Genomic DNA, 6,051 nt, shown 5'->3' with positions numbered 1-6,051 from the left:
GATCCGATCATGGAAGAGGCCGTTGAAAGACAGCCGTTTGCATCCGTTACTGAAACAACATATTGTCCGGGAGCAAGATTGCTCGTCATTGATTGTGTGGATCCGCTGCTCCAATAAATCGAGTAGGGAGCCTGGCCTGAAGTAATTGCAACGGAAGCTGTTCCGGTACTTTGATTGCAATCGGAAGAAGTGCTTGTGACGTTCAGATCCGGGGTTTGATTGATTGTAAATGACAATGCGCCGGAACTGGTACAACCGTATTGATTGGTTTTGGTATAATTCATGACCGTTGCCGAAGCTGCCGGGTAAGAAGGGTAAAAGATGTTGTTCAGAATTCCCGTTCCGCTCCAGGTTCCTCCCGCCGGTGTGGCCCAGGAAACCAGGTTAATCGGTTCTGTATTCTTACAAACCGCAGTAATCGTATTGGTGAAAGCAAGATCCGGTTTCGGGTAAATCGTAACGGGAATCAATTTTGTTCCGCAAGAGATTCCGTTATCAAATAATTCAACTTGCAGATCAACAATCATCGGTGAGCTGATATCGTTGGTGTTCCCGATAGTTATGGAGAATTGAAGACTTCCGGATCCTGAAATGCTGAGCGCTGAATTGGGAATAATGGAAACATTCTGAGAAATACAGGTCATCGTTAAACCCTGCTGACTGAAATTCGGATCGAGGCAGTAAACAGCATTGTTTGCAGGATTATTGAGCACAGATGATTCACACATGGTAAAAAGACTGTGGTCCTCAATATTTGCCAGTTGATTGTATTCTTTTACATAAAACTTCCCACCGTCTACATAGGCAATCACATAGATTCCATTGTAAACCTGTGTTTCCAGGGATGTTGCTGTTGAAGGAGCCAGTGTGCTTCCGGAAGAAATCGTTGAAACAGTTGGACTTGTTACGTTGGTTATTTTCACGTAGAAACAAGACGTTGCATTTTTGTAGAATACATATGCATCGCTGCTATAAGTATCGAATTCAAAATCACTGATGCTGCTTCCTGTGCTCAAAACAAGCTCCGTATTCAGGGCAGCATTGGAGAGCGTGTTGAATTTTAAGGGATTATTGGAGGCTGTAGAGGCCCAGATAAATACATATGCCGACAAATCTGTGTTTCTTTCGATCTGCATTTTGGAAATGTTATCGGCCAACAAACCGGCTTCAAAGGTATAGTTCTGAGAATAAATGCCCGAAGTTCCGGAAGCATCCAAATGAATATTGCTTGTGACACCGGTTTGCCCGTGAATTACAGCAGCGTTATTATCATCCACATACGAACTTAGTTTTCCGGAAGAAGCGGAAAGCAGGGCATAGGAACTTGCTGTGCCATGAAGCGCCTGAGTGGACATGTTGATCGTTATCACCCGGTTGTAAGTAGGAGAAGCGGTGACTGGATTTTTAAAGGTCAAGAACCATTTTCCGAGTGATGTTCCCTGCAAAGAGTAATCAGAGCTGTGATCCAGCTGATTGTAGTTTGCTCCGAGACCGGTCATTTGACTCGTCCAGTTTCCCCCATCGAATTTATAAACTTCAAGTGCCTGGGTTGTTCCCTGGTAGAATGTTTTGGCTGTGAAAACCGGGTAAACTTCATCCAGGATGATCAGTTTCAAATCGAAGACATTGGCGTCTCCGATTCCGGCATTTCCAATGAGTTCCCAACTATTGTTTCCGGCGTTCCATCTGGCAACCGAAACTTTTTTGGAATGATCGGTATCAATATAAGCAGCATAGAGTTTACCTCCGGGAGTAATTTCAACATCGACTTCAGTGGCATTTGCAATTCCGGCAGGGTTTCCGATGGAATTCCAATCCTGTGAAAATGAAAAAAGGGAAATAAAGGTGACGCAAAGGAAGAGAACCTTCTTCATGTAAATTAGCTATTTGTTGTAGTTTTTAAAAGGGCGATAAAATTACTCAAATATCAGGACACAATGAACGAAAAAGATAGTCAACAATGGATTCTTAAAATGGATACATCAAATTACTGAATCCTTTTAGTAGCGGGTTTTGGAAAGAAGAATCTATGAATGTTATTTTAAGGTTTTTATTTTCAGGAGTTTATAGAGAGGCTTTGTCAAACAGAAAAATGTCGGAAATTAAAAAAGGCTGACCGGGAAGATCAACCTTTTTTTGATTTTTTATGACTTGCCCCTGATTTCTTTAGTGTTCAATTACAAAACGCTTCAATGTTTTGGCACCTTGTGATTGTAATTCGAGGTTGTACATTCCTGCAGCCAGTTTTCCACATTCCATTTTAGTTTGTCCCGGAGCAAGAGTCCAAACAGAAATCACTCTTCCCATCTGATCGAGCACAGTTGCTTTGATCCATTGATTGGAGGAGTTCTCCACATTCAGGAAGCTGCTTGCAGGATTCGGATAAATGGTTACTGCCTGATCAATCAATTCGGACAAGGAATTCGGTTGCCCGGTTGAAAGCCGGTTGTCTCTGTTGGAACGGGTTGTATTGAAATCCTGTGCCATTTTCGTACTTGAGCAGGTACTTGGGGCATCAACGGTTACTACGTAAAACAAACCATCGGTAGAAGTCGGTTGATCGGTATAGGTAAACAAGTTATTCGGCATCGTTGCAACGGTTGTCCAACCGTCTGCATTCGTGTGTCTTTTCAGGACGAAGTTCGAATAGTTGAACCCTTCATAACTGTCCCAGAACAAGTTAATATCAGCTCCCAAACCCTGACTGATGACCAAATGAATGGTTTTATGATGCAGACTCAGGGAAGATTCCGTTCCGCAGTCGTCCACAGAAGCAATTTTGTATCTCCAGGAACGCACATTCGGGGAAGCTACCAAATCATTAAAAATGGATTCATCGGTATAATTTACAGCTCCTACAAGCTGGTAAAGTCCTGCTTGTGACGTTTCACGGTAAATGTTGAAATGATCGATTCCGTTTGTAATTGGTTTTTCCCAAACAACCAGGTTGGTATTGGTCGTGGAATCAACAGTAACCAAACAAATCTGTACCGGATCGGGAAGGGTAGAACCAACTGTTCCGCCCAAAACGGTGATACATCCGGAAGCTCCTGTTACGGAAACGGAATACGTTCCCGGTGCAAGATTGGAAATGTTTTGAGTGCTTGCGCCGTTTGTCCAAAGATAACTTTGTGGGTTCCCGGAAATAACGCCGAGTTGAATTTCTCCGTCATTGGAACAGGAAGAAGCGATAATGGTATCAATGGCTAAAGTTGGTCCGGAATTATTTGAAACCAAAGCGCTGCCGGTAAAAGTACAATTGTTTGCGTCTGTGATCGTACAGAAATAAATTCCTGCACCGATGTTGGTCAGCGTCGTATTGTTGACATTCAGGTTCGTTCCCTGTGCATTGGTCCAGGTATAATTGAAAGGACTTGTTCCACCGTTGAAAGAAGCTGTTGCCTGTCCGTTTGTTGCGGAACAAGCGGGTTGGGTAATGGTCATCTGATTCAGCATAATCTGTTGTGGTTCCTGAACCACGTAAGTCGCGGTGGAAACACACCCCAATGCATCGGTAATGGTTAATTCGTAAGGACCTCCGGTACAGTTTGAAAGATCTTCGGTTGTTGCACCGCTCGACCAGGAATAAACCAATGGAGCTGCGCCACCGGTAGTTGTTACGTTAACGGATCCGTTGCCTGAACCATAACAGGAAGCTCCGGTTGAAACCCCTGTTTGAGAAAGTCCGTTTGACCCGATCATGGAAGTAGCAGTTGAAAGACACCCGTTTGCATCCGTTACGGAAACAACGTATTGTCCCGGAGCTAAATTACTGGTGCTTGATTGTGTTGATCCGGAGCTCCAGTAAATCAGATAAGGAGCCTGACCGCTGGTAATCGCTACGGAAGCAGACCCTGTATTTTGATTGCAATCGGATGAGGTCGTAGTTACGTTCAGATTCGGAGTTTGATTGATCGTAAACGGCAATGTTCCGGAACTGGTACAACCATATTGATTGGTTTTGGTGTAATTCATTATTACACTTGAACCGGTTGGGTAGGATGGATAAAAGGTATTGTTCAGAATTCCCGTTCCGCTCCAGGTTCCACCGTTTGGTGTTGCCCAGGAATTCAGATTGATCGGATCGGCATTTTTACAAACAGCATTGATGGTGTTTGTAAAGTTAATGTTGGGTTTCGGATTGACCGTAATGGAAATTAAAGTTGTTCCGCAAGAGACTCCGTTGTCGAATAATTCAAACTGCAGGTCTACGATGGTCGGAGAACTCACGTCATTGGTGTTACTGATATTCAATGAAAAATTCAGTGTTCCGGCACCTGCAACGGAAATTGCAGAATTCGGAATCACAGAAACGTTTTGAGAAACGCAAGTCATGGTTAAACCCTGCTGACTGAAATTCGGATCCAAACAGGAGATGGAATTACTCGCCGAATTATTGAAAACGGATGATTCACACATGGTGAAAAGATCGTAATCCTCGATATTAGCCAGTTGATTGTATTCCTTTACGTAGAACTTTCCGCCATCTACATATGCAATAACGTATACGTTGTTGTATACTTCTGTTTTCAAAGAGCTTGCTGTTGCAGGAGCCAGGGTAACTCCGGAAGATATTGCGGGCGGTATGGAAGGCGATGACACATTCGTTACTTTTTGGAAAAAGCAGGTGGAAGCTGTTTTGTAGAATACATACGCATCGTTGAAGTACGTATCGAAATCAAAATCCGTCACATTGCTTCCCGTACTGATATTGACCTGTGTTCCGAATGCTGTTCCGTTGAAAGAACGGAATTTTAACGGATAAGCAGAATAGGGAACCGACCAGACAGAACTGTAAGCCGTTGCACCGTTATTCTTTTCGATCAGCATTTTGGAAGCGCCGTCCATATTGTCTAAGGTATAGTTGGAATAGGCAGCGCCGTTGGTGGAAACATCCAAAGGAATGTAGTCAGACATATCTGCTTCTCCGTGAATCACATAAGCATTGTTTCCGTCGATATACGAACTGACTTCACCTGCAAAACTGGTTTGTTCCAGGTTCGGGCTTGTTCCGCCGTAAAGCGTTTGTGTAGTCATATTGACCGTGATCAAAGCGTCTTGCGGGGAATATCCTGTGGATTGCGGATCTATGTTGAAGAAAGTGAGAAACAGCTGATTGGAAGCATTGCCGCGCAGTGAATAATCGTAAGAATGCTCGATGTGATTGTAGCCTCCCGACCCGATTGCCTGACTCATCCAGGTTGTTCCGTTGAATTTATATATCTCCAGGAATTCATACGTTGTCTGATAGAAGGTTTTTGCAGCTACAACCGGAGTTGTTTCACCAAGTACAACCAGTTCGAGGTCGAATACATTGGCATCTCCGATTCCCGCATTTCCTACCAATTGCCAGGAATTGTTGCCTGCATTCCATTTGCGTACGGTAATCTTATTGGAATTTGACGCATCAATGTATGCGGCATACAAATTTCCGTTGGGCGTTACCTCTATGTCAACTTCTGTTGCATTGGCAATTCCGGTTGAACTTCCGATGTAATTCCAGCCTTGAGAGAAGGAAAACAAAGGAGTCAGCGCAATGAAGGAGAAAAGTAGTTTTTTCATCATAAGTAACTCAATGTTAGAAAGAAGTAGCAAAGGTATGTAAATATCATTCCGTGTTTGGAACAGAATAGTGGCTTGCAGTTTTGCTTGAGTACTTTTGATACTTGTATAAATAGTTGGTAAAAAAGGAGTGGCAAAAAGCCCCTCCGTGTTATTTAATGTATGCAGTGTACGAAAATGGAGGTAATTTTAATTACGAATTATGAAGGGTAGATGAGGCTGAAGGAGTTAGAGGCAAGATGTTGATAGTTAGTGTGTTGGGATGCAAATGGAGGGATGAACTTCTTTTTTTACAGTCGTTTTTACACAACTGTAACGTGTTTTGATTTTAGGATTCCAAGGTCTCATTTCTTCCTGATTCCAGGAAACGAGGTCGAAGAGGGGTTGAAAACGGCTGAAACGCCCTAAAAGCGCATGTTAAATCTATAACATTTTAATACTGTATCCATACTTAACCCATACTCTACCTATGCTCTATCCGTACTTGAC

At 43.1% G+C, this 6,051-nt stretch carries 1 protein-coding gene and 1 pseudogene; both read right to left on the bottom strand.

The genetic code is table 11. The annotated features are described in order from the left end of the window. Positions 1 to 1,874: pseudogene (locus Q1V93_RS14615) on the bottom strand (hypothetical protein); the annotation flags it as partial. A 292-nt stretch (positions 1,875 to 2,166) separates the two neighbouring features. Then, positions 2,167 to 5,562, bottom strand: a complete 3,396-nt coding sequence (locus Q1V93_RS14610; RefSeq protein ID WP_300665678.1) for a T9SS type A sorting domain-containing protein — start codon at positions 5,560 to 5,562, stop codon at positions 2,167 to 2,169. Positions 5,563 to 6,051: the final 489 nt, after the last annotated feature.

Origin of the sequence: Fluviicola sp. (assembly GCF_030151805.1) — a bacterium.
GTDB lineage: Bacteria > Bacteroidota > Bacteroidia > Flavobacteriales_D > Crocinitomicaceae > Fluviicola.
The sequence above is the reverse complement of the archived record's forward strand: the minus strand, read 5'-3'. Positions and strand labels throughout refer to the sequence as shown.